Origin of the sequence: Streptomyces sp. NPDC001410 (genome assembly GCF_042895235.1) — a bacterium.
Taxonomy (GTDB): Bacteria; Actinomycetota; Actinomycetes; order Streptomycetales; family Streptomycetaceae; genus Streptomyces.
Window position 1 is genome coordinate 170,679 of record NZ_JBIAWE010000017.1, and the last position, 25,419, is coordinate 196,097.

At 71.3% G+C, this 25,419-nt stretch carries 22 protein-coding genes and 3 pseudogenes; 15 read left to right on the forward strand and 10 right to left on the reverse strand.

Features of this window, described 5'->3' with window-relative positions:
- Window positions 1-131 precede the first annotated feature (131 nt).
- Window positions 132-989: a sirohydrochlorin chelatase gene (locus ACFY3C_RS33105; protein ID WP_390773397.1), complete on the reverse strand. Its 858-nt coding sequence runs from the start codon at window positions 987-989 to the stop codon at window positions 132-134.
- Window positions 990-1,173: 184 nt separating this feature from the next.
- Here ACFY3C_RS33105 and ACFY3C_RS33110 point away from each other — a divergent pair, with 184 nt between their 5' ends.
- From ACFY3C_RS33110 to ACFY3C_RS33125, 4 genes are all read left to right on the forward strand, one after another.
- Entirely contained in the window at window positions 1,174-1,854 is a 681-nt protein-coding gene (locus ACFY3C_RS33110; protein WP_390773398.1) for a vancomycin high temperature exclusion protein, read from the forward strand.
- 2 nt (window positions 1,855-1,856) lie between these two features.
- Entirely contained in the window at window positions 1,857-3,326 is a 1,470-nt protein-coding gene (locus ACFY3C_RS33115) for a membrane-associated oxidoreductase (protein WP_390773399.1), read from the forward strand.
- A 112-nt stretch (window positions 3,327-3,438) separates the two neighbouring features.
- A complete protein-coding gene (locus tag ACFY3C_RS33120) occupies window positions 3,439-5,826 on the forward strand; it encodes a molybdopterin-dependent oxidoreductase (RefSeq protein ID WP_390773400.1) in 2,388 nt (795 codons plus the stop codon).
- 83 nt (window positions 5,827-5,909) lie between these two features.
- A complete protein-coding gene (locus ACFY3C_RS33125) occupies window positions 5,910-6,740 on the forward strand; it encodes an arylamine N-acetyltransferase (protein ID WP_390773401.1) in 831 nt (276 codons plus the stop codon).
- A 1-nt stretch (window position 6,741) separates the two neighbouring features.
- Here the strand turns inward: ACFY3C_RS33125 and ACFY3C_RS33130 are convergent, their stop codons facing one another.
- Window positions 6,742-7,173 carry a gamma-glutamylcyclotransferase family protein gene (locus tag ACFY3C_RS33130; protein ID WP_386572019.1) on the reverse strand — a complete coding sequence of 144 codons (432 nt, stop codon included), beginning with the start codon at window positions 7,171-7,173 and terminating at the stop codon, window positions 6,742-6,744.
- A gap of 151 nt (window positions 7,174-7,324) precedes the next feature.
- Here ACFY3C_RS33130 and ACFY3C_RS33135 point away from each other — a divergent pair, with 151 nt between their 5' ends.
- Window positions 7,325-8,974 carry a M4 family metallopeptidase gene (locus ACFY3C_RS33135; protein WP_390773402.1) on the forward strand — a complete coding sequence of 550 codons (1,650 nt, stop codon included), beginning with the start codon at window positions 7,325-7,327 and terminating at the stop codon, window positions 8,972-8,974.
- Between the two features lie 72 nt (window positions 8,975-9,046).
- On the opposite strand, the gene ACFY3C_RS33140 is transcribed toward ACFY3C_RS33135, so the two are convergent.
- Entirely contained in the window at window positions 9,047-9,865 is an 819-nt protein-coding gene (locus ACFY3C_RS33140; RefSeq protein ID WP_390773403.1) for a hypothetical protein, read from the reverse strand.
- A 327-nt stretch (window positions 9,866-10,192) separates the two neighbouring features.
- On the opposite strand from ACFY3C_RS33140, the gene ACFY3C_RS33145 reads away from it, so the two are divergent.
- From ACFY3C_RS33145 to nirD, 5 genes are all read left to right on the forward strand, one after another.
- A complete protein-coding gene (locus ACFY3C_RS33145) occupies window positions 10,193-10,711 on the forward strand; it encodes a hypothetical protein (protein WP_386572004.1) in 519 nt (172 codons plus the stop codon).
- A 170-nt stretch (window positions 10,712-10,881) separates the two neighbouring features.
- Window positions 10,882-11,502 (forward strand): class F sortase, encoded by a 621-nt coding sequence (locus ACFY3C_RS33150; protein ID WP_390773404.1) that lies wholly within the window; start codon window positions 10,882-10,884, stop codon window positions 11,500-11,502.
- A gap of 129 nt (window positions 11,503-11,631) precedes the next feature.
- Window positions 11,632-12,846, forward strand: a complete 1,215-nt coding sequence (locus ACFY3C_RS33155) for an NAD(P)/FAD-dependent oxidoreductase (protein ID WP_390773405.1) — start codon at window positions 11,632-11,634, stop codon at window positions 12,844-12,846.
- The gene (nirB, locus tag ACFY3C_RS33160) at window positions 12,847-15,444 is read left to right on the forward strand and encodes a nitrite reductase large subunit NirB (RefSeq protein WP_390773406.1); all 2,598 of its coding nucleotides are present in this window, start codon (window positions 12,847-12,849) and stop codon (window positions 15,442-15,444) included.
- Window positions 15,441-15,791 carry a nitrite reductase small subunit NirD gene (nirD, locus tag ACFY3C_RS33165; RefSeq protein ID WP_386571998.1) on the forward strand — a complete coding sequence of 117 codons (351 nt, stop codon included), beginning with the start codon at window positions 15,441-15,443 and terminating at the stop codon, window positions 15,789-15,791. Before nirB ends, nirD begins: the two co-directional genes overlap by 4 nt.
- Window positions 15,792-15,943: 152 nt before the next feature.
- On the opposite strand, the gene ACFY3C_RS33170 is transcribed toward nirD, so the two are convergent.
- Window positions 15,944-17,119 carry an RNA-guided endonuclease InsQ/TnpB family protein gene (locus ACFY3C_RS33170; RefSeq protein WP_390773407.1) on the reverse strand — a complete coding sequence of 392 codons (1,176 nt, stop codon included), beginning with the start codon at window positions 17,117-17,119 and terminating at the stop codon, window positions 15,944-15,946.
- Between the two features lie 119 nt (window positions 17,120-17,238).
- Here ACFY3C_RS33170 and ACFY3C_RS33175 point away from each other — a divergent pair.
- Window positions 17,239-17,436 (forward strand): annotated as a pseudogene (locus ACFY3C_RS33175) (SDR family oxidoreductase); the annotation flags it as partial.
- Between the two features lie 10 nt (window positions 17,437-17,446).
- On the opposite strand, the gene ACFY3C_RS33180 reads toward ACFY3C_RS33175, so the two are convergent.
- The 6 genes and pseudogenes from ACFY3C_RS33180 to ACFY3C_RS33205 form a co-directional block, all read right to left on the reverse strand.
- A complete protein-coding gene (locus ACFY3C_RS33180; protein WP_390773408.1) occupies window positions 17,447-17,734 on the reverse strand; it encodes a hypothetical protein in 288 nt (95 codons plus the stop codon).
- Window positions 17,735-17,752: 18 nt separating this feature from the next.
- Window positions 17,753-18,037 (reverse strand): annotated as a pseudogene (locus ACFY3C_RS33185) (ABC transporter permease subunit); the annotation flags it as partial.
- Between the two features lie 17 nt (window positions 18,038-18,054).
- Window positions 18,055-18,270, reverse strand: a pseudogene (locus ACFY3C_RS33190) (sugar ABC transporter substrate-binding protein); the annotation flags it as partial.
- 88 nt (window positions 18,271-18,358) lie between these two features.
- Window positions 18,359-19,285: an oxidoreductase gene (locus ACFY3C_RS33195; RefSeq protein WP_390773409.1), complete on the reverse strand. Its 927-nt coding sequence runs from the start codon at window positions 19,283-19,285 to the stop codon at window positions 18,359-18,361.
- Window positions 19,286-19,388: 103 nt separating this feature from the next.
- Window positions 19,389-21,062 (reverse strand): SulP family inorganic anion transporter, encoded by a 1,674-nt coding sequence (locus ACFY3C_RS33200; protein ID WP_390773410.1) that lies wholly within the window; start codon window positions 21,060-21,062, stop codon window positions 19,389-19,391.
- A complete protein-coding gene (locus tag ACFY3C_RS33205; protein ID WP_390773444.1) occupies window positions 21,059-21,667 on the reverse strand; it encodes a carbonic anhydrase in 609 nt (202 codons plus the stop codon). Before ACFY3C_RS33205 ends, ACFY3C_RS33200 begins: the two co-directional genes overlap by 4 nt.
- Window positions 21,668-21,942: 275 nt before the next feature.
- Between ACFY3C_RS33205 and ACFY3C_RS33210 the strand changes: the two genes are divergently transcribed.
- The 4 genes from ACFY3C_RS33210 to ACFY3C_RS33225 all read left to right on the forward strand — a co-directional run bounded on the left by ACFY3C_RS33210 (window position 21,943) and on the right by ACFY3C_RS33225 (window position 25,413).
- Window positions 21,943-22,692: a response regulator transcription factor gene (locus ACFY3C_RS33210; RefSeq protein ID WP_386572459.1), complete on the forward strand. Its 750-nt coding sequence runs from the start codon at window positions 21,943-21,945 to the stop codon at window positions 22,690-22,692.
- Window positions 22,689-24,170 carry an ATP-binding protein gene (locus tag ACFY3C_RS33215; protein ID WP_390773411.1) on the forward strand — a complete coding sequence of 494 codons (1,482 nt, stop codon included), beginning with the start codon at window positions 22,689-22,691 and terminating at the stop codon, window positions 24,168-24,170. The genes ACFY3C_RS33210 and ACFY3C_RS33215 overlap by 4 nt, the downstream gene beginning before the upstream one ends.
- A 93-nt stretch (window positions 24,171-24,263) precedes the next feature.
- Window positions 24,264-24,734, forward strand: coding sequence for a hypothetical protein (locus tag ACFY3C_RS33220; RefSeq protein ID WP_390773412.1), 471 nt, complete (start codon window positions 24,264-24,266; stop codon window positions 24,732-24,734).
- Window positions 24,735-24,879: 145 nt separating this feature from the next.
- The gene (locus ACFY3C_RS33225; protein ID WP_386571987.1) at window positions 24,880-25,413 is read left to right on the forward strand and encodes a DUF4232 domain-containing protein; all 534 of its coding nucleotides are present in this window, start codon (window positions 24,880-24,882) and stop codon (window positions 25,411-25,413) included.
- The last annotated feature ends 6 nt before the right edge of the window (window positions 25,414-25,419 follow it).

Sequence of the window (25,419 nt, forward strand, 5' to 3'; positions counted from 1 at the left end):
GCGGCAGTGACAAATGGGGGGTGGCGGTGCGCCTAGTCGTCTGCCTAGTTCTGTTTTCGGGCGAGTGCCGGTTGTGGGTGGCTTGTCGCGCAGTTCCCCGCGCCCCTGGGGAGTTGCCCTCGCCGCTTGTTTCAGGCTGAGGCCAGTTCAGTCTCCGCGCCCGCCTGTGCCTGGTCGTAGCGGTGGAGGATCAGGCGGGCCATCGCCTCCTGGGCTCCCAGGGGAGCCGAAGCCAGCCAGGGAGCCTGCTCTGCACACTGCGTCGCAAAACGCCCCGGGGCCGTGAAGTACGAGGCGATCGCCACTCTGTGGCGGCCCCTCGCTGCCAGGGCGTGCAGGGCCGTCTCGACCGTGGGGGTCGCCGCCGAGGCGTACGCGGGGATCACCGGGACGCCGAGGCGGTCGGCGAGGAGGCGGGCCGTGCGGCGGGTGTCGGTCGCCGAGTCGGGGTCGCGGGAGCCCGCTGCCGCGAGGACGACCGCGGTCGAGCGGCGCGTGGTGGCATCCATGGTGGTGGGCCAGCCGGCCTCGGTCAGGCGGGTGTGCAGGGCGTCGACCAGGAGCGGGTGGGGGCCGAGGGGGGCGGCCACGCGGGTGCGTGCGGGTGCGGCGGCGGCCATCTCGGGGATGTCCTGCTTGACGTGGTAGCCGCGGCCGAGGAGCAGCGGGACGAGGACGGCGGGGGCGCAGCCGAGGGCGGCGAGGGTGTCGGGGAGCAGGGGCTCGTTCAGCTCGATGTGGCCCAGGTGGAGGGGAAGGGCGGGGCGCAGTTCGCGTACCCGGTCCATCAGGGCTCGCACGGTGTCGAGCGCGCGCGGGTCGCGGCTGCCGTGGGCGACCAGGACCAGGGCGGGCGGGGCCGGGCGGCGGCCGATCGGCGAGACGAGCCGGAGCCGGCCGGCGAGCTGGCTGCTGATGCTGTTCATGAGGTGCGCCGTGCTGTCGAGGTGGATGCGGGACTCGTCGCGAGGAGGGTTCGACGCCGTCATGGAAGGATCCTGGCGCCGGGAGGTTGCGCCGCCGTTGCCGGGCCGTCACGGGTATTTTCCGTGCGTTCACTTCGTACGAATGCACGATGTGAGGCGAACCGGATCGGTGTCCCGCGCGTCCTCCAAGGTCGGAACCGATCTCTGGGGGACCAACCACTGGGGGAACCGAGCACTGGGGGACCGTATGAAGATCCGTCGACCGCGGCTGCCGCGCACGCGCAGGGGGCAGCGGCGGCTGGTGCAGGCCGTGATGGCCGTGTGTGTGCTGTCGCTGCTGCCGGCCACCTGGCTGTACGTGTCGACGGCGGACCGGCTGCGGACGACGGCGGACGTGCCGCGCACCGACGTCGCCGTGGTGTTCGGGGCCGGGCTGTGGGACGGGGAGCCGTCGCCGTATCTCGCGCACCGGCTGGACGCGGCGGCGAAGCTGTACCGGGCGGGCCGGATCAAGGTCGTGCTGGTCACCGGGGACAACAGCCGCAAGGACTACGACGAGCCGGACGCCATGCGCACGTACCTCAGGAAGCACGGGGTGCCGGACGACCGGATCGTCAGCGACTACGCGGGGTTCGACACCTGGGACTCCTGTGTGCGGGTCAGGAAGATCTTCGGGGTGGACCGGGCGGTGCTGATCAGCCAGGGGTTCCACATCCGGCGGGCGGTGGCACTGTGCGAGGCCGCGGGGGTGGACTCGTACGGGATCGGGGTCGACGCCAAACACGATGCGACCTGGTACTACGGCGGCACGCGCGAGGTGTTCGCGGCGGGCAAGGCAGCGCTGGACGCGGTGTTCCATCCGGATCCGACGTTCCTGGGGCCACGCGAGCACGGGGTCACGAAAGCGCTGGCGGGGGCACGGGACTGAGCATGGAGATCACGAACCTGACGCCGGCCGAGCGGCGCGTCCGGGACGCCTTCCCGCTCGGCGAGGGGGTCGACTTCCGGGAGAGCGACGACGAGGACCCCGCGCAGGGCGCCTCGTGGGGTCCCGGGCGCACCCTGCGGGCGGAGGTGCTGCGGGAGCTGCTGCTGGACGGGCCGGTGCGGGAGGGGCGGATAGCCGGTCTGAAGGTGACGGGCGCGCGGATCACCGGGTGTCTGGACCTCAAGTACGGCACCGTCGGCCATCCCGTCCGGCTGCGTTTCTGCCACTTCGAGGAGGCGCCCGATCTGTACGGGGCACAGGTCGTGGCTCTGGTCCTGAGCGACTCGGTGCTGCCGGGGCTGACGGCCGGGAGTCTGCGCGCCGAAGGGGTCGTGCGGATCACCTGCTGCCGTGTCACGGGGCCGGTACGGCTCCAGGGGGCGAAGCTGGCCGGAGCGTTCTTCGCCAACGGTGCGCGGCTCGGCAGGCCCGGTGAGGTTCCCGAGGAGCCCGTGCTCCAGCTCAACCACGCCGAGGTGGGCACGGACGTGTGGGCTCCCGGGCTGGTCGCGCACGGCAAGGTGCACTTGAACGGGGCGGTCGTCCGCAATCAGGTGAACCTCAACGACGCGGAGCTGAACGCCCCCGGAGACACCGCGTTGCACGCCGAGGTGCTGACGGTCGGCACCGACCTGCACGCCATGCGGCTGCGGACCCGTGGCCGGGTCAACCTGGGCGGTGCCCGGATTCCCCGTCAGCTCAATCTCGCCTACGCCCGGCTGTCCAACCCGGGCGGCAGGGCTCTGCGCGCCAGCAGCAGTGTCGTCGGCGAGCTGTGGCTGCGGGAGGCCGCGCCGATCGAGGGGTCGGTCAATCTGCGCCGTGCCCAGTTCGACCTGTTGCATGTGCCGCCCGAGGTGTGGCCCCGGCAGGTCCAGACCGACGGGCTCAGCTACCGCGTCCTGACCCCGCACCTCCCGGCCGAGCAGCGTCTTCCTCTGCTGGAAGGCGAGCCGGACGGGTATCTTCCCCAACCCTACGAGCAGTTGACCACGGCGTATCGCACGGTGGGCGACGACGCCGCCGCGCGCACCGTCCAGCTGGCCAAGCTCCGTCGTCACCGCCGCACCCTGCCGCCGTACGCCCGGCTGTGGGGCTACCTCCAGGACGCGGCCGTCGGCTACGGCTTCCGCCCGATGCGGGCCGCGGGCTGGCTGCTGTTGCTGCTGTGCACCGGCACGCTCGCGTTCGCCCTGCATCATCCGTCCGCGCTCAAGCCCTCCGAGGCGCCCGCGTTCAACCCGCTCTTCTACACTCTCGACCTGCTGCTGCCGATCATCGACTTCGGCCAGGAGGCGGCGTTCGCGCCGCGCGGCTGGTACCAGTGGCTGTCGTATCTGCTGATCGCCACCGGCTGGGTGCTGGCGACGACGATCGCTGCAGGCGTCACCCGTTCCCTGAACCGGCAGTAGGAACGGAAACCGGTACCTCACGCCGCACCCGGCCCGGCGGGGAGGTCGGCTTCCCGGCCGTGTAACAGGGAGCCGTCACGGGACGTAACACGCCCGAAGCACGCTGGTCGGCATGGAGACCACCTCGACGCCCACCCACTGCCCGTACTGCGCCTTGCAGTGCGGGATGAACATCACGCCCCTGCCGCAGGGTGGCGTCGAGGTGACCGAGCGCGCGGACTTCCCGGTGAACCGGGGCGCACTGTGCGGCAAGGGTCGTACGGCCCCGGCGGTGCTGTCGTCGGCGGTGCGGCTGACCTCGCCGCTGGTGCGGTCCGGCGGCCGGCTGGTGCCCGCCTCCTGGGAGGAGGCGCTGGACCTGATCGCCGAGCGGCTCGGGACGGCGCGGGAGCGGTACGGCCCCGATGCGCTGGGGGTGTTCGGCGGGGGCGGGCTGACGAACGAGAAGGCGTACACGCTCGGCAAGTTCGCGCGGGTGGTGCTGGGCACCTCGCAGATCGACTACAACGGCCGCTTCTGCATGTCGTCGGCGGCGGCCGCCGGCACGAAGGCGTTCGGTCTGGACCGGGGGCTGCCGTTCCCGCTGGAGGACGTCCCGAAGACCGGGTGCGTGATCCTCGTCGGTTCCAACCTCGCCGAGACCATGCCGCCGTCGCTGCGGTTCTTCAGCGAGCTGCGGGAGAACGGCGGCACGCTGATCGTCGTGGACCCGCGCCGCACGCGGACCGCCGAGCAGGCGGACCTGCACCTGGCGCCCCGTCCGGGGACGGATCTGGCGCTGGCGCTCGGCCTGTTGCACCTGGTGGTGGCGGAGGGCCGTACGGACGAGGCGTACATCCAGGAGCGCACGTCCGGCTGGGAGGAGGCACGGGCGGCGGCGATGGCGCACTGGCCGGAGTACGTGGAGCGGATCACGGGGGTGTCCGTGCCACAGCTGCGGGAGGCGGTGCGGCTGTTCTGCGAGCCGGAGTCGGCGATGGTGCTGACGGCGCGCGGGCCGGAGCAGCAGGCCAAGGGGACGGACACGGTGGGCGCGTGGATCAACCTGTGCCTGGCGACCGGCCGGGCGGGCCGTCCGCTGTCCGGGTACGGCTGTCTGACCGGGCAGGGCAACGGGCAGGGCGGACGGGAACACGGCCAGAAGGCCGACCAGTTGCCCGGCTACCGCAAGCTGGACGACCCGGCGGCGCGGCGGCACGTGGCCGAGGTGTGGGGCGTGGACCCCGACTCGCTGCCCGGGCCGGGGCGCAGTGCGTACGAGCTGCTGGACGCGCTCGGCACGGACGTCCGGACGCTGCTGCTGATGGGGTCCAACCCGGTGGTGTCGGCGCCGCGCGCGGCCCATGTCGAGGAGCGGCTGCGTTCGCTGGACTTCCTCGCGGTGGCGGACGTCGTGCTGTCGGAGACGGCGGAGCTGGCGGACGTCGTTCTGCCGGTCACCCAGTGGGCCGAGGAGACGGGCACGACGACCAGTCTGGAGGGCAGGGTGCTGCTGCGCCGGCAGGCGATCGCCCCGCCGCCGGAGGTCCGCAGCGACCTGCACGTCCTGCACGAGCTGGCCGCCCGGCTGGGCGTGGAGAAGGGCTTCCCGACCGACCCCGAGGAGGTCTTCGAGGAGCTGCGAAGGGCCAGCGCGGGCGGCCCGGCGGACTACTCGGGGATCACCTACCGGCGGCTGGCGGAGGAGAACGGGGTGTTCTGGCCATGTCCGGCAGGCCCTGCGGGCGCAAGCCCGGCAGACGCGAGCCTTGCGGATGCAAGCCCTGCGGGCGCAGCCCCTGCGGACGCTAGCCCTGCAGGCCCCGCCGAGGGCGAAGCCGGAACGGACACCGACGGCCGTACCACCGCCGATACCGTCGACCCGACCCGGGCGGACACCGACAGCCGTACCACCGCCGGCGCCGACGACGTCTCCGGCACCGACGACGGCGAGGACGCGCGGCTCGACGCGCTGCCGGAGGATCCGGCCGGCGACGCCGAGGCCGCCGAAGCCGACGCCGCCGACGTGTCCCCCGCCCCCCTGCCCGACGTACACCCCGGAACCCCCCGCCTCTTCCTCGACCGTTTCGCCACCGAGGACGGCCGGGCGCGATTCGTGCCCGTGACGCACCGGGCCAGTGCGGAGGAGCCGGACGCGGAGTATCCGCTGCTGCTGACGACCGGCCGGGTGGTGTCGCAGTACCAGTCGGGCGCGCAGACGCGGCGGGTCGCGGAGCTGAACGCGGCCGCACCCGGCCCGTTCGTGGAGCTGCACCCGCGCCTGGCCGCCCGGCTCGGGACGGCCGAGGGCGACCCTGTGGCGGTCGTCTCCCGGCGCGGCCGGGCCGTGGCACCCGCCCGCATCACCACCGCCATCCGCCCCGACACCGTCTTCATGCCCTTCCACTGGCCGGGTGAGGGCCGCGCCAACACCCTCACCAACCCGGCCCTGGACCCGACTTCGCGGATGCCGGAGTTCAAGACGTGTGCGGTGCGGGTGGAGGCCGTCCGGCCGGTGTGACAGGGGCCCTAGGTCCGCAGGAGTAGCGCGGTTCCGTCCGCGGGACGCGGTGGTGGCGGGTGGGGCTCGCGTAGGTTCGCGGTATGTCCGACACCGAGCAGTTCGACCTCGACGCCTATCTGGAGCGCATCGGATGGGAGGGGGGCAGGCGGGCCGATCTCGCGACCCTGCGGGGTGTGCACCTGGCCCACGCGCTGTCCCTGCCCTTCGAGAACCTGGACCCGTTGTCGGGCAGGGCTCCGTCCCTCGCCCCGTGCGATCTGATGGCCAAGATGGTCCGCGGTCGGCGCGGTGGCTACTGCTACGAGCACAACACCCTGCTCAGGCTGGCCCTGGAGGCGCTCGGCTTCGGCGTGACCGGGCTGGCGGGCCGGGTCGTCCTGGGGGCGGAGACGCCCGAGAGCCGGCCTCGTACGCACATGACGCTGCGGGTGGAGGTGCCGGGTGAGCCGCGGCCGTATCTGGCGGACGTCGGGTTCGGGGCGGCCGGGGCGCTGCTGGCGCCGGTGCCGCTGACCGTCGGCGAGGAGTTCGAGGGTGCGGGGCGCAGGCACCGGTTCGTGCATCTGCCGCACGGCGGGCCGCTGGAGCTGTGGGCACTGCAGACGTACGACCGGGACGCGCGGGACTGGGTGAGCCAGTACGTGTTCACCATGGAGCCGTTCGTCGCGCCCGACTTCGAGGTGTTCAACTGGCATGTCGGCACCAACCCCCGCTCCCCCTTCACCCACCGCCCCTACCTGCAGCGGACCACTCCCGAACGGCACCTCGCCCTCGACGGCGACCGGCTGATCGAGACCCGGGCCGACGGCACGGTGACCGAGCGCAGGCTCACCGACGAGGCGGAGGCACGGCGCGTGGTGGAGGAGGAGTTCGGGATCGCCGTGCCCGAGGGGATCACGCTGCTGGGCTGAGTCAGCTGCGGGCGAGCCAGTCCCCGCCCGCAATCAGCCGCCCCCGGGCCCGCAGCCGGCCGGCGATGCGCGGCGCGGCCACGTAGACCCAGGCCCGGACGGCCGTGCCGTCGGCGCGTACGACGTCCCGGGCGACGCGCTCGTACAGGTTGCGCGGGTCGCCCGGGGCGTACTCCTCCAGCCGGTCGAGTTCCGCGAGCAGCCGGCCGTAGGCCTCCGGGAGCGCGGTGACCAGGTCCCCGCTGACCGCTTCCCCGGGGGCCTCGACGGCGTAGGGATAGCCGGGGCCGTCGTAGAGCACCGCGTCCGGGAGCCGGGCCGGTTCCTCCGTGTGCGTGCGGCCGCGCAGGAACAGGTCGTGGTTGGGCTCGCCGGGGCGAAGCGTGCCGTAGACGAAGAACGGCAGCGGGTCTCGATGGTCCGGAGCGATCACGGAAACGATTCTCTACCCCCTCCGACTTCGCACACATCTCCATGACGCCGCTATGGACATGACATGTCATGCGCCCTTAAATCTCAGTCGAACTCAGCGCCACCCCCACGCCTGCCCCCCACGCCTCGAAGGCGCCTCCCCAAGGAGACAGATGAGTCGGATACGTCTGCACGTCCGAGGAACCCGTCGTCTCGCCACCGCCGGCGTCGCCGCCACCACCGCGACCCTGCTGGCCGCCGCCCTCTCCCCCGCCGCCCACGCCGACACCCGGCCGACCCGGGCCGGAGCCATCGAGAACGCGGCCTCCGCCCTCGTGGCGCACGCCGCGAGCCTGGGCCTGACCTCCGCCCAGGACACCAGCGTCCGGGACGTGATCGTCGACCGGAACGGCACCCAGCACGTCCGCTACGAGCGCACCTACCGCCAACTCCCGGTGCTCGGCGGCGACTTCGTGGTCCACCTCGCTCCGAGCGGCACCTTCCGCAGCGCCGACCGGGCGACCCGGAGCCGTATCACCCTGTCCTCGATCGTCCCCGAGGTGTCGGCCCCCAAGGCCGCCGACCTCGCGGTGAACGCGCTGCGCGCCGTCAACCTCGGTGACACGCTGAAGAACCTGAAGGCCAAGCCCGAGCTGGTCGTCGACGCCCTGCACGGCGCGCCGAAGCTCGCCTGGCGCACCAACGCCGTCGGCCAGGACTCGCTCGGCAACCCGGTCGCCCGGACCGTGCTGACCGACGCCCGTACCGGCGCCCAGATCGACGCCTGGGACAGCATCGAGACGGCCACCGGCGACGGCAAGTCGCTGTACGGCGGAACGGTCCCGCTGGAGACGACCCAGTCCGGCTCCTCGTACCAGCTGAAGGACCCGACCCGCGGCAACACCTACACCGGTGACGCGGAGAACAAGACCGACCTGTGCTTCTTCGGCATCTGCTTCAGCCGGGCCCCCGCAACGCTGTTCACGGACGCCGACAACCACTGGGGCACGGGCACCACCGCCGACCGCTCCTCGGCCGCCGTCGACGCCCAGTACGGCACCAACGAGACCTGGGACTACTACAAGAACGTCCACGGCCGCAGCGGCATCGCGGGCGACGGCAAGGGCTCGTACAACCGCGTCCACTACGGCAACAGCTACAACAACGCCTTCTGGGACGACAGTTGCTTCTGCATGACGTACGGCGACGGTGACGGCAGCACCTTCGGGCCGCTGGTCGCGCTGGACGTGGCCGGGCACGAGATGTCCCACGGCGTGACCTCGAAGACCGCCGCGCTGACCTACTCGGGCGAGTCCGGCGGACTCAACGAGGCCACCTCCGACATCCTCGGCACGATGGTCGAGTGGTACGCCAACAACCCGTCCGACCCCGGTGACTACCTCATCGGCGAGAAGATCGTGAAGTCCGGCTTCGGCAAGCCCGCCCTGCGTTTCATGGACAGGCCGTCCAAGGACGGGAACTCGGCGGACTACTGGAGTTCGTCGGTGGGGAATCTGGACGTCCACTACTCGTCAGGCGTCGCGAACCACTTCGCGTACCTGCTCTCTGAGGGCAGCGGCGCGAAGACCATCAACGGCGTCAGCTACGACTCCCCCACCTACAACGGCTCGACGGTCACCGGCATCGGCCGGGACAAGGTCGGCAAGATCTGGTACCGGGCGCTGACGGTCTACATGACGTCCTCCACGAACTACAAGGCCGCCCGCACGGCCACCCTCAACGCGGCCAAGGACCTCTACGGCGCGGGGAGTGCGGAGTACAACGCGGTGGGGGCGGCTTGGAGCGCGGTGAACGTGAACTGAGCCTGCACTGATGTGCGTTGTGCGGCCGCTTCGGTTGACTGGGACCGGGGCGGCCGCCTCGCGCTGCGGCGTTCAGCGAAGCTGGGCGGCATCCAAGGGCACGAAGCGGTGTTCCGGGTGTGCTGGGTCGGGGCACGGCTCGCCCTCGGGAAGCACGGGGGCGATGGCTCTGAATACCCGCTCCATCGCCTCATCCGTGTAACCGGCCAGGGTCTCCGTAGCCTGCAGCAGCACCCCGCCGGCCCGGAGCGGGACGACTTGGTGGAACGCCCCGCAAACGGACAATGCCGCGGAGCCACCCAGTCGCTCAGCCAACTCTTCAGGACACACGGTCACCCACGCATAGCCACGCAGGAACTCCCGCCCTTCCGGGAGAGACTCGTCGGGGCCCCGGTTCAGAACGGCCTCAATGTTGGACCAGTCCGAAAAGACGTCGTATTCAATACGGGCGAAGATCGGGTCGAGATCGTCAAGTGCCTGAGCGAGGAAGTCCACGAGACTTGTGCAGTACGCGGAGTCGGCAAGCCTTGAAGCGCCGGCTTCAAGGGCTACGACAAACTGGGACCACTCTCCCTCGGCTGCGAAGTAGGAACACTGCACCCTGCCCAGGACATCCTCGCCATAGAATTCCGTAATGGCCCACTCCGGACTCTTCGCCAGTTCCGTGTTCAGGCGATGGCGATTCCTTCCCAAGTGAGGCATGTGAATGCGCTGCCGGCCCTCGGACGGCCACACAGAGGTCCTGGTGTACACGCCCGTTTCAGCGCGCTCCTCCTGCCAGACGAGATCGGCGAGCGGCCCGGAGAGCGTCGCCTCGAACCAGCCGACCACCACCTTTCCCCGCTCAGCGGGATCAAGCGGGGCGATGGTCGCCTCTAGGTACACGTCCATATGCATTCACCCTTCTCGCGGCGACCCATCGCACCGACGGTGTTGCGCAAGGCTGACGATCCGTGAGGCAGTGCGCGTCGGTCACCCGTTCACCGGCGATCGCCGCGCCATTCGTGTCATTTTCATACTGATCCTCACGCACGTCCATGACCTGCCGTAATTCGTCCCGACTAGGCCGTGCGGGGGGCATGGGCGCCACCCGTTCATCGCATTTCTGACGAGCCGTCAGGAAGCGGGCGGGCGCGAGTACGACTTTCCTCGGAAGGGCAGGGGCCGCGCCCCCTGTACGAGTCGGATCAACGAGTCGGACCAGCCCTGGGGAGCACCATGCGACGCACCGCCCGTCTGCTGACCGGTACCGCGCTCGCCGTCGCCGCGGCAGGACTCGCCACGGCACCGGCCTACGGCGGGACCGGCAGTCTGCAGGTGTACCCGTCCACCACCATGCCGGGCAGCCAGGTCACGGTGAACACGGCGGCGTGCGGGGACAAGGGCACGGCGGTCGGTGACGCGGGCGCGGTCGGCGCCGGCACCTTCACGCTGGCGCCCAGCACGCACGAGGGCGAGGCGATCGGACAGTTCCGGGTGCCGCCCAGCGCGCAGCCGGGAACGTACGAGATCGTCGCGCAGTGCGCGGAGGGCACCAAGCAGGTCACGGGCGACCTGGTCGTGGCGTTGGGCGCGGCGCACGAGCAGGTGCAGCCGCGGGGAAGCGTGAAGACGGGGGTCGGCGGCGCACTCGGCACCGACCCCGTGCATACCACGGCGGGTGTGGCGGCTCTGGCCGTCGCCGCCGCGGGCGGTACCTGGCTCCTGCATCGCCGGGCGAGAGGCGACGGGATCTGACGGACACCCTCCGCTGTCCGTCCGCCGGTACCGCAAGTCCCACCCCCTCCGGGTCCGATGCCCCTCGTGGCTCGGAGGGGGACGGGGGTCCCGTTCAGGGATCCACCCAGGTTTCAGGGATCCACCCAGGTCCCGCCTCGCGGGAGGTTCGCCTCCGGAGAGGGTTTCGTATGCGAAGGATCGGGGACACCGCCATAGCCGCGGTCACCGTCGCAGCCCTCGGCTCGGCGGTGTGGCTGCTCGGCACGGGGGCCGCCACGCACGCGCCGCCGCAGCCGACGGCCGCCGAGGGCCGCCCCGACCCGGGCGAGGAACGGCTCACGGCCCCCGCGCTCGACCCGTCCCCGCCCACCCGGATCCGCATCCCCGCGATCAAGGTGAACGCCCCGCTCATGGGCCTCGCGCTCACCGGCTCCGGAAGCCTGGACGTGCCGCCCGCCGCGGAGAAGAACCTCGCCGGCTGGTACGAGGCCGGCACCACGCCCGGCGAGACGGGCACCGCGATCGTCGCGGGCCACGTCGACAACACCGAGGGCCCCGCCGTCTTCTACAACCTCGGCGGCCTGAAGCGGGGCGCCGTCGTCGAGGTGGACCGCGAGGACGGCAGCACCGCCGTGTTCACCGTGGACGCGGTGGAGGTGTACGCGGCCCGCAACTTCCCCGACGAGAAGGTGTACGGCGCGGCCAGGCGCCCCGAGCTGCGGGTCATCACCTGCGGCGGCGCCTATTCGAGGGCCACCGGCTACCAGGGCAACGTGGTGGTCTTCGCCCATCTGACGGGCAGCCGCTGACCCTCACAGCGCTCCGAGGTGCGCGTACGGGACCCTCACACCGCCGGTCCGCCCCTGCTGAGGGCAGCGTTCCTCGTGGGAAACAGGAGTGATGCGGCCGGGTAACGTCGGGGCCGCACGCTCCTTTGCATGACCTCGAATACGCGTGTGGTGGTGATCGGCGCCGGCCTCGCGGGCGTACGGCTCGCCCGGCGGCTCGGCGAGCTGGGCATGCCCGCGCTGCTCGTCGGCGATGAGGAGCACCGGCCGTACAACCGGGTGCTGCTCGCCGAGGTGCTGGCCGGCCGGTACGCCCCGGAGGTGATCTCCCTCCCGACGCCCGGCGGCCTGGTGCGCACCCGGGTCACCGGCATCGACCGCACAGCGCGGCAGCTGCACTGCGCCGACGGCTCGTCGATCGCATACGACACGCTGGTGCTGGCCACCGGCTCCAACCCCGTGCTGCCGCCGCTGCGCGGCCTGTTCACGCCCGACCACCAGCTACCGGAGGGCGTCCACGCGTTCCGCACGATGGACGACTGCCTGGGCCTGTCCAAGGCGGTACGCCCGGGTGTGCGGGCGGTCGTCATCGGCGGCGGGCTGCTCGGGGTCTCCGCGGCCCGTGCGCTGGCCGTGCGCGGCGCGCAGGTGGTCCTCGCCCAGCAGGCCGAGCGGCTCATGGAACGCCAGCTCGACCCGAACGCGTCCCGGCTGGTGCTGCGGCACCTGAAGGATCTGGGCGTCGAGGTGCACACCGAGTGCCGGGTGCGGGACGTGCGCTGCGTCGGCGGCGCGGTCCGCTCGGTGGAGATGGCCGACGGGTACGCCCTCGACGCCGATCTGGTGGTCCTCGCCTGCGGGGTGCGGCCGCGCGCGGGTCTGGCGGAGCAGGCGGGCCTCGCCGTCCGGGGCGGCGTCCTCGTCGACGACCAGCTGCGCACCTCCGACCCGCACATCCACGCCATCGGCGACTGCGCCCAGCACGACGGCACGGTTTATGGCCTCGCCGCCCCAGCCCTCGAACAGGCCGACCTGCTCGCCGAGCTGCTCGCGGGCGACGCGAACGCCCGGTACACCGGCACCCGCGCGCTGACCCGGCTGACGCTCACCGGTCCCGACTCCCCCTTCGACCTCGCCGCGTTCGGCGAGACCGAGCCCCGCCCCGGCGACGACGTCGTGCAGCTCACCGACGCCACCCGGGGCACCTACCGCAAGGTCGTCGTCCGCGACGACCGCCTGGTCGGCGGGGTCCTCGTCGGCGAACTCGGCACCGTCGGCGCGCTCGCCCGCGCCTGGGAGGGAGCAGAGCCGCTCCCCGACGAAGGCCCCCTGCTCCACCTGCTCACCAACGATGGAGGCTCCTGAATGACCGCCACCCTGGGGGCCACCCCCACGATCGTGCTCGTCGGCCACGGCATGGTCGGCCAGCGCTTCCTCGAAGCGCTCGCCGAGCGCGGCCTGACCGCCACGCACCGCGTGGTCGTGCTGTGCGAGGAGCCGCGTCCCGCGTACGACCGCGTCGCCCTCACCTCGTACTTCTCGGGCAGGACACCCGAGGAACTCTCCATGACCGACATGGAGTTCATCGAGACGCACGGCATCGAGCTGTACGTCGGCGACCCCGCGGAGACGATCGACCGCGCGGCGAAGACGGTCACGGCGAAGTCCGGCCAGGTCTTCGAGTACGACACGCTCGTCCTCGCCACCGGCTCCTACCCCTTCGTGCCGCCGGTCCCGGGCAAGGACGCCGAGGGCTGCTTCGTCTACCGCACGATCGAGGACCTGCTCGCGATCGAGGCGTACGCGAAGGCGAAGGCCCAGGTGGGCGCCGTGGTCGGCGGCGGTCTGCTGGGACTTGAGGCGGCCGGCGCGCTCAAGGGTCTCGGACTCACCTCCCACATCGTGGAGTTCGCGCCCCGCCTGATGCCGGTGCAGGTCGACGAGGGCGGCGGCGCGGCTCTCCTGCGCACCATCGAGGACATGGGCCTGACCGTCCACACGGGCGTGGGCACCCAGGAGATCGTGGTCGACGAGGCCGGTGCCGTCACCGGCATGAAGCTGTCCGACGGCTCCGAGCTGGCCACCGACCTGGTGGTGTTCAGCGCGGGTGTCCGCCCCCGCGACCAGCTGGCCCGCGAGTGCGGCCTGACCGTCGGCGAGCGCGGCGGCATCACGGTCGACGAGCAGTGCCGTACCGTCGCCGATCCGCACGTGTTCGCGATCGGCGAGTGCGCGCAGGCGGCGGACGGCCGGGTGTACGGCCTGGTCGCGCCGGGCTACGACCAGGCGGAGACCGCGGCGGCCACGATCGCCGCCGATGAAGCGTCCTTCACCGGCGCCGATCTCTCCACCAAGCTGAAGCTGCTCGGCGTGGACGTGGCCTCCTTCGGCGACGCGCACGGCACCACCGAGGACTGCCTGGACGTCGTCTACTCCGACTCCCGCGCGGGCCTCTACAAGAAGCTGGTCATCGGCCGCGACGGCACGCTGCTGGGCGGCATCCTGGTCGGCGACGCGGACGCCTACGGCACCCTGCGCGCCCTGACCGGCTCCGTCCCACCCATCTCCCCCGAGTCGCTCGTCCTGCCCGCCGGAGCGGGCTCGGGGGCCCAGCTCGGTCCGTCCGCACTGCCGGACGAGGCGATCATCTGCTCCTGCCACAACGTCTCCAAGGGCACGATCCGCGGCGCGGTCAGCGACCACCGGTGCACGACCGTGCCCGAGGTGAAGAAGTGCACCAAGGCCGGTACGGGCTGCGGCAGTTGCGTCAAGGTGCTCGGCCAGCTGGTCACCGCCGAACTGGAGGCCTCCGGCGTCGAGGTCGACAAGGGCCTGTGCGGCTGCTTCTCCCAGACCCGCGAGGAGCTGTACGAGATCGTCCTCGCGCTCCGTATCAACACGTACCAGGACCTGCTCGACCGTTACGGCCGCGAGGACGCCCGGGGCGGCGACGGCTGCGAGATCTGCAAGCCGGCGGTGGGCTCGATCATCGCCTCCCTCGCACCGACGATCGGCGTGAGCGGCTACGTCCTGGACGGTGAGCAGGCGGCCCTTCAGGACAGCAACGACCACTTCCTCGCCAACCTGCAGAAGAACGGCTCGTACTCGGTCGTCCCGCGTATCCCCGGCGGTGAGATCACCCCCGAGGGCCTGATCGTGATCGGTGAGATCGCCCGCGACTTCGGCCTCTACACGAAGATCACCGGCGGTCAGCGGATCGACATGTTCGGCGCGCGGGTCGAGCAGCTCCCGCTGATCTGGACCCGCCTGGTGGACGCCGGCTTCGAGTCCGGCCACGCCTACGGCAAGGCGCTGCGCACGGTGAAGTCCTGCGTCGGGCAGACCTGGTGCCGCTATGGCGTCCAGGACTCGGTCCGCATGGCTATCGACCTGGAGCTGCGCTACCGGGGCCTGCGCTCCCCGCACAAGCTCAAGTCGGCGGTCTCCGGCTGCGCCCGCGAGTGCGCGGAGGCCCAGTCGAAGGACTTCGGCGTGATCGCCACCTCCAACGGCTGGAACCTGTACGTCGGCGGTAACGGCGGCGCCACCCCGCGCCACGCGGACCTGCTCGCGCAGGACCTGTCCGACGCCGAACTGGTCCGCCTGATCGACCGGTTCCTGATGTTCTACATCCGCACCGCCGACCGCCTGGAGCGCACCTCGACCTGGCTGGAGCGGATCCCCGGCGGCCTGGACCACGTGCGCGACGTGGTCGTGGAGGACTCCCTCGGCATCTGCGAGGAGCTGGAGTCCCTGATGGCGGACCACGTGGCCCACTACGCCGACGAGTGGGCGACCACCATCAACGACCCGGAAAAGCTCGCCCGGTTCGTGTCCTTCGTCAACGCGCCGGACACCCCCGACCCGGTCGTCGGCTTCGTGCCCGAGCGCGACCAGATCAAGCCCGACCTGCCGCTGCTGACCATCGGCCACCGCCCCCTGGAAGGAAGCGCCCAGCGATGACCCTGGCACCCGAGACGACCGACCTGAAGGTTCAACTGCGACTGGAGAACGGCTGGTTCACGGTCTGCGACCTGCACCGGCTGGTGCCCGGCCGGGGCGTTGCGGCCCTGCTGCCGGACGGCCGCCAGGTGGCCGTCTTTCGCGACCGCGCCGACCAGCTTTACGCCATCGACAACCGCGACCCCTTCGGTGGCGCGGCGGTCCTCTCCCGCGGCCTGACCGGAACCCACCAGGGCCGCCCGTTCGTCGCCTCGCCGCTGCTGAAGCAGCGCTTCGACCTGGAGACCGGGCAGTGCCTGGACGACGAGTCGGTGCGGGTGGCGGCGTATGAGACGCGAAGCGCTTAAAAGGCGACGTCGTCGGCAGTAAGCACGAGCTGTATGTCAACGACTCGGCCCCAAAGGACTGAGCTTGTCGACTCACTCCGGATAGGGCTCCGCTTATGCTCCTGACTGCCCCCTACGACAGGGCGGTCACGGGTCACATCTACCGGTCCCGGCTATATCGCCGGGACCGAATCGGGCATGTTGACGAATACCCACGCCGAGCGTGCGCGGGTGCGCACGTTGACCCCGGCGACGACATCAGCCGGCCCAGCGAGGCCGCACCGACGACAGTGGAAGTGGTCCCGAGTGGGGCGGTTGCCCCGCTCGGTGTGGCTGCAGCGTGGGCAGCGCTGCGAGGTGTAGGCCGGGTCAACCTCGATGAACGGCACACCGGCACGCTTCGCCTTGTAGGCGATGAATGCGCCGAGTTGGTGGAAGGGCCATGAAGAGAGTCGTGCTCGCTGGTCGCGGGGAACCGTGACCCGCTCGCGGATGCCCTGGAGTTCTTCCAGGGCGATCCCGCGCGCGGTGCGTTGGGCGACAGCAACGACTTCCTTGGCCACCTTGTGGTTGACGTGGGTGGCGTGGCGGGCTTCCTTCCTCGCCCGCTTCTTGAGGAGTTGCTTGGCCGAGCGAGTCTGCTTGGCCTGGAGTTCGGCCCGCTTGCGAGCCTGCCAGCGCCGGTAGCGGCCCAGGCGCCTGCCCTGGTGGTTGTCCCCGTCGCTGGTGGTGGCAAGGTTGACGATGCCCCGGTCCACGCCGATGAAGTCCTTCGGCTCGAACACCTCGGGCTCGGGCACCTCGCACGTGGCTGTCAGGAACCACTTGCCGTCCCGGAACACCAGGTCGGACTCTCCTTGGCGGTGCTCGGCAAGCTCCTTGAGCACTTCCGGGGAACAGGCGAAGCGGATGTTCCTGACCCTGCCGTCCAAAGTCCAGATGCTCATGGTCTGCGCATCGTAGTTCCACGACAGACAGCGGTCGTCGTACGTGTGCGCGGCGTGCGGACGGAAGACGATCGGCTTGGACTCCGCCTTGCGGCGCCGCTTGGACTTCTCTGGCCCCAGGTTTCCAGCCCGGATGTTCGCTCGCAGCGCCGTATAGGCATCGGCCACGCGCTTGATGATGTGTTGAGCGGCTTGCGCCCCGAAGCCCCGGGCCTTGAGTTCGCCGTAACACAACTTCCGCAGCTCACGGACGCTTCCTTTGAGGCCGAAGTGCTCGAACGCCATCTGGGACGCCCAGTTGGCCGCATCGTTGATCGCGGGCAGGGTGCGCTCAAATGCCGGTGCCTGCGCGGCATCCGGCATCAGTTTGATCTGCTTCACGATCTTCACAAGCTCGATCATAGGTCCTATGTCATGCTGATGAGAGCGAAATCATGACATCGGTAAGGGCCGTAGCCTCGTCCGCACCGCGCTCACCCACTGGGTCCTCAGGCCCAGATACCGGCGCGGCGCGATCGTGAGGCGCCACCGCCACCTCGATGTCGCTGCGCCCCGGCGAGACGGACGCCGACCGCACCGAGCGCGCGAAGGCCACCCTCCCGCTCGGCCGGATCTCCGCCACCGAGGAGGTCGCCGCAGCCGTCCTCTACCTGGCCTCCGACGACGCGGCCTCGGTCGTCGGCACCGACCTGGTGGTGGACAGCGGCGGCTCGCTGTGAGCACCCGGGTTCACGGGCCGGAGCCGTCGGACCCCCGGTAGTGGCGCGCCTGGGCCCCCTCGACATCGGTCAGGTCATCGGCCACCGCGTCCAGTTCCTGCCGGGCGTACTCGTCGAGGAACGGAAACAGGGCTCCGCAGTCCCGGCAGGCCCGCGCGAGTCCGGCGCCGAACGTCGGCCGGGGTTTCAGGATTCCCGGGCGGCGGAACCTGAGCTGAAGGCGTTCGTTCCATCGCTCACCCGAGGTGAGTTCCCCGACCGGACTCAGCCGGTCCGAGCCGCATATCCAGCAACGCATGCCGGGAACTCTACGGACCTAGTCGATCCCCGACCGTTCGGCCCCCGCCACGATCCACCGCTGCAAGCACAGGAACACCGCCAGCAGCGGCAGGATCGACACGGCGGCGGCCACGAACAGTTCGTGCAGCCTGATCACCTGGGACGTCGTGAAGGAGGACAGCGCCACCTGCACGGTCCAGGCGCTCTGGTCCTGCCCGATGACCAGCGGCCACAGGAAGGAGTTCCACGCGCCGAGGAACACGATGGTCCCGACGGCGGCGAACACCGGCCGCGCGTTCGGCACGACCACCAGCCAGTACGTGGGGGAGCGTGCGAAGGATCGCCCGGCCGCCACTGCACGCCGACGTCGGCCTGCTTGTATGCGGCGGCGTACCGCTGCACGGCCTGTTGGGTGCCTGTCTCGCCGTACTGGTGGTACCACTGCGACAGCGTCGGCCCCGAGCCGCCCCCGCGCCCGGTGTCGGACCCGCACGCCGTGAGCAGCCCGGCGCCCGCACCCACCGCCAGCAGCGTCCTCCGGCTGATGCTCCTCATCGTGTGCCCCCTGACGTCGGTCGTCGTTGCACGGCCCAACGATCAACCATGCGCCGGGATTACGAGGGGGGGTGTTGCGGCGGTGTGTTCACGCCTTGAGAGCGCCGAATTCCACGCCTGTCAGCTGCACCGAGGCGTCCCAGAGCATGCTCGCCACCTCGTCGTTGAGCGTCCAGGGCGCCCGCCAGGACGGCGCGGGCGCACCCCGCCAGTTCGCGAACGAGGGCCCGAAGAAGGCGTCCGGTCGTACGCCGGGCGCGGTCGCCGCGTACAGCGTGGGCAGCGCTCCCGCCTCCGCCGGCTGGGCGAAGATGCGGTTGCCGATCTCCATGGCCCGCTCGGCACCCCTGCGCCCCTCGGCGCGCGGCCCGGCGGTCTGGAGGTTGGTGGCGGCGTAACCCGGATGGGCGGTGGCCGCGACGAGGTCGGCGTGCTGTCTGGTCAGCCGCCACGCCAACTCGTGCGTGAACAGGAGGTTCGCGGTCTTGGACCGGGCGTAGGCGATCCAACGCCGGTACCGACGCTCGCTGTTGAGGTCGCGGATGTCGATGTTGGCGAGGGCGTGCATCATGCTGGAGACGGTCACGACGCGGGCACCCGGGGTGGCGAGCAGGGCGGGCAACAGCAGCCCGGTGAGGGCGAAGTGCCCGAGATGATTGACCCCGAACTGCGTCTCGAACCCGTCCGCGGTCGTCCCGTACGGCGACGCCATCACACCCGCGTTGTTGACGAGCAGGTCGATCCGCTCGTACGGCACCCGGTCCGCGAAGTCCCGCACCGACGCCAGATCCCCGAGATCCAGCCGCTCCACCTCGACCTCGGCCCCCGGCACCTCCGCCACGATCCGCTCCCCGGCGTCACGCCCCCGCGCCTCGCTCCGGCACGCGAGCACGACCCGGGCCCCCTTGCGGGCCAGCTCCCGCGCGGTGACGTAGCCGAGGCCACTGTTGGCGCCGGTGACGATGGCCAGGCGGCCGGTCTGGTCAGGGATGTCGGTCACGGTCCAGCCGGGCATGGGGCGAGTCCTTCCGCATCGGGGCGCCGTGAAAGCACCGTCGCCAGCATTGTCACGCCCGGCCCGGCGGCCGCCGTGACCACACTCCGGGAAAGTCGCGGCTTCAGCGCAGGGGCGGCCGCGCCTCGGGCATGCTCGGCACGGGCTGTGTGTCCAGGTAGAACCACTCGGCCGTGGGTCCTGGTACCGGTGCCGACTCCGCCGCGGGCGCCGCCACGGGCTCCGTGCCGGGTGACGGCCCCCCGGCCGCCGGCCCCGTCGCATCCGGCATCAGCAGTTCCACCCTCAGGCCCGCCCCCCGCTGCTGCGCCACGAACTCGTCGATCTGGGTGCGGCACGCGTGGTCCAGGTGGGTGACCCCGAGCAGGTCGAGGCGGATGCGGGGACGCCCCGAGGCCGCGGCCTGTTCCAGGGCGTCGATCAGGCGCGGCAGCCGCAGGAAGGTGGCGTTGCCCGCCACGACGACCTTCGCGGTGTCGTCCTCGACGTGGTGCCGTACGACGGCCTGGGACATGCGCAGCGCGGCCAGGACCACCCCGGCGGCGAGGCCGACGAGGACCCCCTCCAGCAGTGCGGTGGCCACGATGACGACGGTCGTCAGCGTCATGACCGCGAACTCGCCCCGGTCCTGGCGCCACATCTTCGGGAACTCCTCGGGCGCGAACAGCTTCCAGCCGCTGTGCACGAGCACCCCGGCGAGCACCGAGATCGGGATCAGCGCGAGGACCTGAGGCAGCAGCAGGGCGAAGGCGAGCAGCCACAGACCGTGCAGGGTGCGGGAGAGGCGGGTCTTCGCCCCGGCCTGTACGTTCGCCGAGCTACGGGCCACGACCGCTGTGATGGGCAGCGCCCCGAGGAGGCCGGCGATCGTGTTTCCGGCGCCCTGGGCGATGAGTTCGGCGTTGTAGAGGGTGCGCGGGCCGGTGTGCATGCGGTCCACGGCGGCCGCGGTGAACAGGCTCTCCGCCGAGGCGATGACCGTGAAGGTGAGGATCGCGGTGATGATCCCGGCGTCGGCGAGTCCCGCGAACTGCTCCGGTCCCGGGACGGTGACGGAATCCGCCAGGCTGCCGACTCTGAGGGTCTTCACGTGCACGCCGGGCAGCGCGGCGACCGCCATGCCGATGCCGACGGCGACGAGCGCGGCCGGGATCTTCTTCACCGGGCCCGGGGCCTTCTTCCACAGGAAGCCGAGCACGATCGTGACGACGCCGAGCCCGGCCGCGATCAGCGCCTGCGGGTCCGCCGCGGTGTCGGCGACCAGGCCCGGTACTCCCGACATGTTGGCGAGCGGCTTGCCGGGGGCCTTGGCGTCGGACATCGGATACACCTGGCTGAACATCAGCGGCAGTCCGATGCCCGCGAGCATGCCCTGGACGACGGCGAGGGAGATCGCCTGGAACATCCGGCCGAGCCGCACCAGCCCGAGCACCATCTGCAGGAGGCCGGAGAAGAGGACGATCACGCCGAGTACGGCGACGCCGCGCTCCGCCACGGTCTGAGCGACAAGGGCGGCGAGGCCGGCCGCCGGGCCGCTGACCTGGAGCGTGCTGCCCCGCACCGCGCCGACCACCAGCCCGCCGATCACCCCGGAGATGATCCCCAGCTCGGCCGGCACCCCGGAGGCCACGGCCACCCCGATGCACAGGGGCAGCGCGACCAGGAACACGACAAGCGAGGCGGTGATCTCCGTCGCGAGGTCCGCGCCGGAGCCCTGACGGGTGCTCGGGGACGCCTTGCGGGGGCCTGCCGCGTGGCGTGCGTGCGCCCCGCTCATGAGCCGTGCACCCGGAACCGGCCGTCCTCGTCCAGCTCGTGGATCCTGCCGGTGTCGATCTCGTAGTACCAGCCGTGCAGCCGCAGTCGCCCTGCCCCGATCGTCTGCCGGGCGACCGGGTACTCGCGCAGCACGTCGAGCTGGTTGCGGACGTTGAGCTGTACGACCTCCCGCAGGGCCGGGTCCTCGCCCCGCTCGCCGAGGACGGAGGTGAGCGCGGGCCGGGCTAGGTCGAGCCAGGCGTCCACCCGGGGCAGCCCGGACAGGTCGGCGCCGTACTTCAGCGCGCCCATGGCGCCGCAGTGGGAATGACCACACACCACGATGTCCTGAACACCCAGCACCTCGAGCGCGTACTCGATGGTGGCGGCCTCCCCGGAGGCGGCTCCGTACGCGTCGTGCGGCGGCACGATGTTGCCCGCATTCCGCAGCTCGAATATCTCTCCCGGGCGCGCCCCGGTGATCAACGCGGGAATCACCCGTGAGTCCGAGCAGGTAATGAACAGCGCTTCAGGGAATTGCCCGACGGTCAGTTTCCGGTATTCGTCGCCCTCGAAGTCGACCCGGCGCTTGAACGACCGGGCGCGGTCCAGCAATTCCTTCACCATGCCTCCTGACACTGGTTCCGACCAGGTCTTACGACCCTAGGGAGGCGATACACAGAGGAAGGTTAAGCGAACACTAAACCAGCACCAGGTTTCTCATATATTTCCCCCCGACCCATCGTCGATACCACACAACCCGCTGAATACAAGCGGTTTCTGAGTGTCATTTCACAACCTCGGATCAGCTGCCCACCGGTGTGCATTCTCTTGTAGCGTGTCGATCCCCACAGCACGTGGATTCGTGTTGTCCGGACTTCATGGAGAGACAGGACGCCATGGGCGTACGAGTGCTGCTCATCGAGGACGACGAGACGATCGCCGAACCGCTCGCCGACGGACTGCGGCACTTCGGGCTGACGGTTCATCATGTGACCACCGGTACCGACGGGTTGAGAGGGCCGTACGGCGATGTCGTCCTGCTGGACCTCGGTCTGCCCGACATGGACGGGATAGACGTCTGCCGTGGCATTCGCCGGGCCTCCGACGTGCCCGTCATCATCCTCAGCGCGCGGGGCGAGGAGGCCGACCGCGTACTGGGCCTGGAGCTGGGTGCCGACGACTACCTGGCGAAGCCGTTCAGCGTACGGGAGTTGGTCGCCCGCATCCGGGCCGTGCACCGGCGGGGCCAACGGGCGCCGACCGAGCCGTACCCGCAGGAGCCGCCGCACGAGAGCGAGTTGGACGGTCCCGAGCCCGGGCCCCTCGTCGTGGACCGCAGGACGCGGCAGGTGTGGGTGGGCGAGATACCGGTCACGCTCACACCGAAGGAGTTCGAGCTGCTGGCGCTGCTCTCCGAAGACCCCGGCGCGGTCTACTCGCGGCAGCAGATCCTCGCCCGGGTCTGGGACGAGCACTACGACGGCCCGACCAAGACCCTGGACGTGCATGTCGCCACCCTGCGCCGGAAGTTGGGCGATCCAGCATGGATCCAGACGCTGCGCGGTGTCGGCTTCAGGCTCGCGGTACGCAGCCCAGGACCTCCCCGGACCGGGCCCTTCGGCCCCGCCGGCGACGCCGCCTCATGACCCGCCGTCTGCTGCTGAGCTACCTCAGCCTCGCCGCCCTCGTCCTGCTGGGCCTGGAGGTCCCGCTGGGGTTCCTCTACTCACGGGCCGAGAGGGAGCGGATCGTCACCTCCGCCAACGACGAGGCGGCTTCGGTGGCCTCGTACGCCGAGCTGTCCCTCGCCGCCGGGCGCCAGGACGCGCTCGTCGCGCGAGCCGTGCACTGCGCCGAGCGCACCGGTGGACAGGTGGTCGTCCTGGACGCGGACGGCACTCTGCTGGCCGCCTCGCACCGCCTGTCGGACACGGAGGAACGCTCCCTCCCGTCCCGTCCCGAGGTCGTCGCGGCGCTGAGCGGCCGGGCCGCCACCGATGTGCGCACGTCCACGATCGGCGGGGTACGCCGGCTGTCCGTGGCGGCCCCGGTCGGGCACCCGGAGCGGGCGCAGGGCGCGGTACGGATCACGCTGCCGACGCAGCAGGTGCACGGACGCGTCCACCGGGTCTGGCTGGGGCTGGGCCTGGCCGGCCTCGCGGTCCTCACCGGCGTCGTGGCGGTGGCGTTCGCGTTCGCACGCTGGGCGGGCCGCCCGATCCGCCGGCTGGAGGAGGCCACGCACCGGCTGGCCGACGGCTCCCGGCCCGCCTTCGTGCAGGTCACCTCGGGGCCGCCGGAGGTCCGCAGCCTGGCCATCGCCTTCAACGGCACCGCCGCCCGCCTGGAACACCTGCTGGCCTCCCAGCGTGCCTTCGCCGGCGAGGCCTCGCACCAGCTGAAGACCCCGCTCTCGGCCCTGCGCCTCAGGCTGGAGAGCCTGGAGCCCGACATCACCCGGCGTGCCCGGCCCGGCCTCGCCGCCGCCGTCACCGAGACCGACCGGCTGGCCCGACTGGTCGAGGGCCTGCTGGCGATGGCCCGCCTGGAGGAGGACGCGGCCACCCCGGGCCCGGTCGACGTGGGCGCGGTCTGCGCGGAGCGGCATCGGGCCTGGGCGCCGCTGTTCGAACGCGGGGACGTCTCGCTCGTCCTCTTCGCCGGCAGCGTGGGTCCGGTGCTCGCGCTGCCCGGGGCCGTCGAACAGATCCTGGACAACCTCCTGTCCAACGCCCTGCGCGCCTCTCCTGCCGGCAGCACGGTCACCATGGAGCTACGGCTCCACACCCCCGCCCGCCGTCCCTTCCGCGACAGCCGCCCGTGCCGGGTCGACCTGCACGTCACCGACGAGGGTCCGGGCATGCCGACGGAGCAGCGCGCCCGGGCCTTCGACCGCTTCTGGCGCGCCCCGGACGCCCCCAAGGGCGGTACGGGCCTGGGACTCTCACTGGTCCAACGCCTCGCCCAGGCCGGCGGCGGAGAGGTGACTCTGCACCCGGCGGCCACGGGCGGGCTGGACGCCGTGGTCCACCTGCCGTCCGCAGAACCACCGCCCCACTCTCCTGACCACGACTCGGGCACACAGGGCCGACCCAAGCGGAAGGCACCGGCGTTGCCCGCATGAGGCGGGGGGGAGGGTGGAGGGTGACATCCGCGCAGTGACGTCACAAAGTCCCCCAAGGCATCATGGAGTTCATGACCACACCCCGAAAGGCCCATGCCGCGTAACCGGCCCGCCGCCCTGCGCGACGCCCACCGAACCACTCCGTCCCCCCGCATCTGGAAAGAGCCCCCACCGGCCCGCATACCCGGCCTGTCCCACCGCACCAGCCTCGCCATCCACCGCGCAGAGCGCCTCTCCCCCGGCTTCTGGTTCCCACGCGGCGCGACCGAGACCGCCCTCCGCCGCTACCGCGCGTTTCTCCACCCGCCGGGACGCCGCCCCCGCTACCCCCGCGAGTCCTACTGCGCCGGCTGCCCGGGCTGCGCCCTCGACGACGTACGCCAGGCCCGTGACGCCCTGGCCGACATCCTGCCCCTACTCCCTCCCCGCGCCCGAGCCGAACTGCAACGCACGCTGACACCGCTGGACCGCCGCTACCTGCTCCTCACCCTTCCCGACCCGCTGGCGGCACGGACAGGGCCTTGGTGGCACCGGCGTCTTGCAAAGGGCGTCGAGGGATGGTGAGCCCCGACCAGGCGGCACCACCGCCCGGGAGCCGCCCCCGGCCAGGCGGGACTTTCCCCGGTGAACGGCACAACTTTTTGGGTCGAGGGTGCATCCAACACAATGACCTTCATCCACCCATTCGCCCGATGGAGGCGGATGCGCCATGTCTCTGTTCTCTCACCACTTGTCCCGTCGCGGCACGGTCGCCCTGCTGACCGCGGCGCTCGCCGGGCTCACGGCCGGCGGAGCCGCCTGGGGCGTGACCTCGACGGCGGCGCAGGCGTCGGCCGGGGTCCGTACCTGCTCCGCGAGCGATCTCTATCTCTCCATGGGCCGCAAGGAGGGTGCGGCCGGTTCTCTCTACTGGACCATCCGGTTCACCAACACCAGCACCACCAAGTGCGCGCTGCGCGGTTACCCGGGCGTCAGTGCCCTGGACACCGCACACCGGCAGATAGGACCCGCCGCCACCCGCACCGGCGAGTCCTACTCGACGGTGACGCTCGCCCCCGCCCACGCCGGCTTCGCGGTCATCCGCACCACCAACGGCCCCGTCGGCGGGCCCTGCCTGCGCACCGGCACCTACCTGCGGATCTACCCGCCGGCCTCGCACACCGCGGTCCTCGTGCCGGCTCGCTGGACCATCTGCTCCAACACCTTCCAGGTCGGCCCGGTCAACACCGACGGCACCTTCTGAACCTTC

What these genes read in the sequence shown, in the direction of transcription:
- ACFY3C_RS33220 (WP_390773412.1), top strand. Translation starts at nt 24,264, where the DNA reads ATGCCGCGTAACCGGCCCGCCGCCCTGCGCGACGCCCACCGAACCACT.
- ACFY3C_RS33195 (WP_390773409.1), bottom strand. Translation starts at nt 19,285, where the DNA reads ATGCCCGGCTGGACCGTGACCGACATCCCTGACCAGACCGGCCGCCTG.
- ACFY3C_RS33135 (WP_390773402.1), top strand. Translation starts at nt 7,325, where the DNA reads ATGAGTCGGATACGTCTGCACGTCCGAGGAACCCGTCGTCTCGCCACC.
- ACFY3C_RS33150 (WP_390773404.1), top strand. Translation starts at nt 10,882, where the DNA reads ATGCGAAGGATCGGGGACACCGCCATAGCCGCGGTCACCGTCGCAGCC.
- ACFY3C_RS33210 (WP_386572459.1), top strand. Translation starts at nt 21,943, where the DNA reads ATGGGCGTACGAGTGCTGCTCATCGAGGACGACGAGACGATCGCCGAA.
- nirD (WP_386571998.1), top strand. Translation starts at nt 15,441, where the DNA reads ATGACCCTGGCACCCGAGACGACCGACCTGAAGGTTCAACTGCGACTG.
- ACFY3C_RS33110 (WP_390773398.1), top strand. Translation starts at nt 1,174, where the DNA reads ATGAAGATCCGTCGACCGCGGCTGCCGCGCACGCGCAGGGGGCAGCGG.
- nirB (WP_390773406.1), top strand. Translation starts at nt 12,847, where the DNA reads ATGACCGCCACCCTGGGGGCCACCCCCACGATCGTGCTCGTCGGCCAC.
- ACFY3C_RS33125 (WP_390773401.1), top strand. Translation starts at nt 5,910, where the DNA reads ATGTCCGACACCGAGCAGTTCGACCTCGACGCCTATCTGGAGCGCATC.
- ACFY3C_RS33200 (WP_390773410.1), bottom strand. Translation starts at nt 21,062, where the DNA reads ATGAGCGGGGCGCACGCACGCCACGCGGCAGGCCCCCGCAAGGCGTCC.
- ACFY3C_RS33140 (WP_390773403.1), bottom strand. Translation starts at nt 9,865, where the DNA reads ATGGACGTGTACCTAGAGGCGACCATCGCCCCGCTTGATCCCGCTGAG.
- ACFY3C_RS33145 (WP_386572004.1), top strand. Translation starts at nt 10,193, where the DNA reads ATGCGACGCACCGCCCGTCTGCTGACCGGTACCGCGCTCGCCGTCGCC.
- ACFY3C_RS33105 (WP_390773397.1), bottom strand. Translation starts at nt 989, where the DNA reads ATGACGGCGTCGAACCCTCCTCGCGACGAGTCCCGCATCCACCTCGAC.
- ACFY3C_RS33180 (WP_390773408.1), bottom strand. Translation starts at nt 17,734, where the DNA reads ATGCGTTGCTGGATATGCGGCTCGGACCGGCTGAGTCCGGTCGGGGAA.
- ACFY3C_RS33120 (WP_390773400.1), top strand. Translation starts at nt 3,439, where the DNA reads ATGGAGACCACCTCGACGCCCACCCACTGCCCGTACTGCGCCTTGCAG.
- ACFY3C_RS33225 (WP_386571987.1), top strand. Translation starts at nt 24,880, where the DNA reads ATGTCTCTGTTCTCTCACCACTTGTCCCGTCGCGGCACGGTCGCCCTG.
- ACFY3C_RS33115 (WP_390773399.1), top strand. Translation starts at nt 1,857, where the DNA reads ATGGAGATCACGAACCTGACGCCGGCCGAGCGGCGCGTCCGGGACGCC.
- ACFY3C_RS33215 (WP_390773411.1), top strand. Translation starts at nt 22,689, where the DNA reads ATGACCCGCCGTCTGCTGCTGAGCTACCTCAGCCTCGCCGCCCTCGTC.
- ACFY3C_RS33170 (WP_390773407.1), bottom strand. Translation starts at nt 17,119, where the DNA reads ATGATCGAGCTTGTGAAGATCGTGAAGCAGATCAAACTGATGCCGGAT.
- ACFY3C_RS33155 (WP_390773405.1), top strand. Translation starts at nt 11,632, where the DNA reads ATGACCTCGAATACGCGTGTGGTGGTGATCGGCGCCGGCCTCGCGGGC.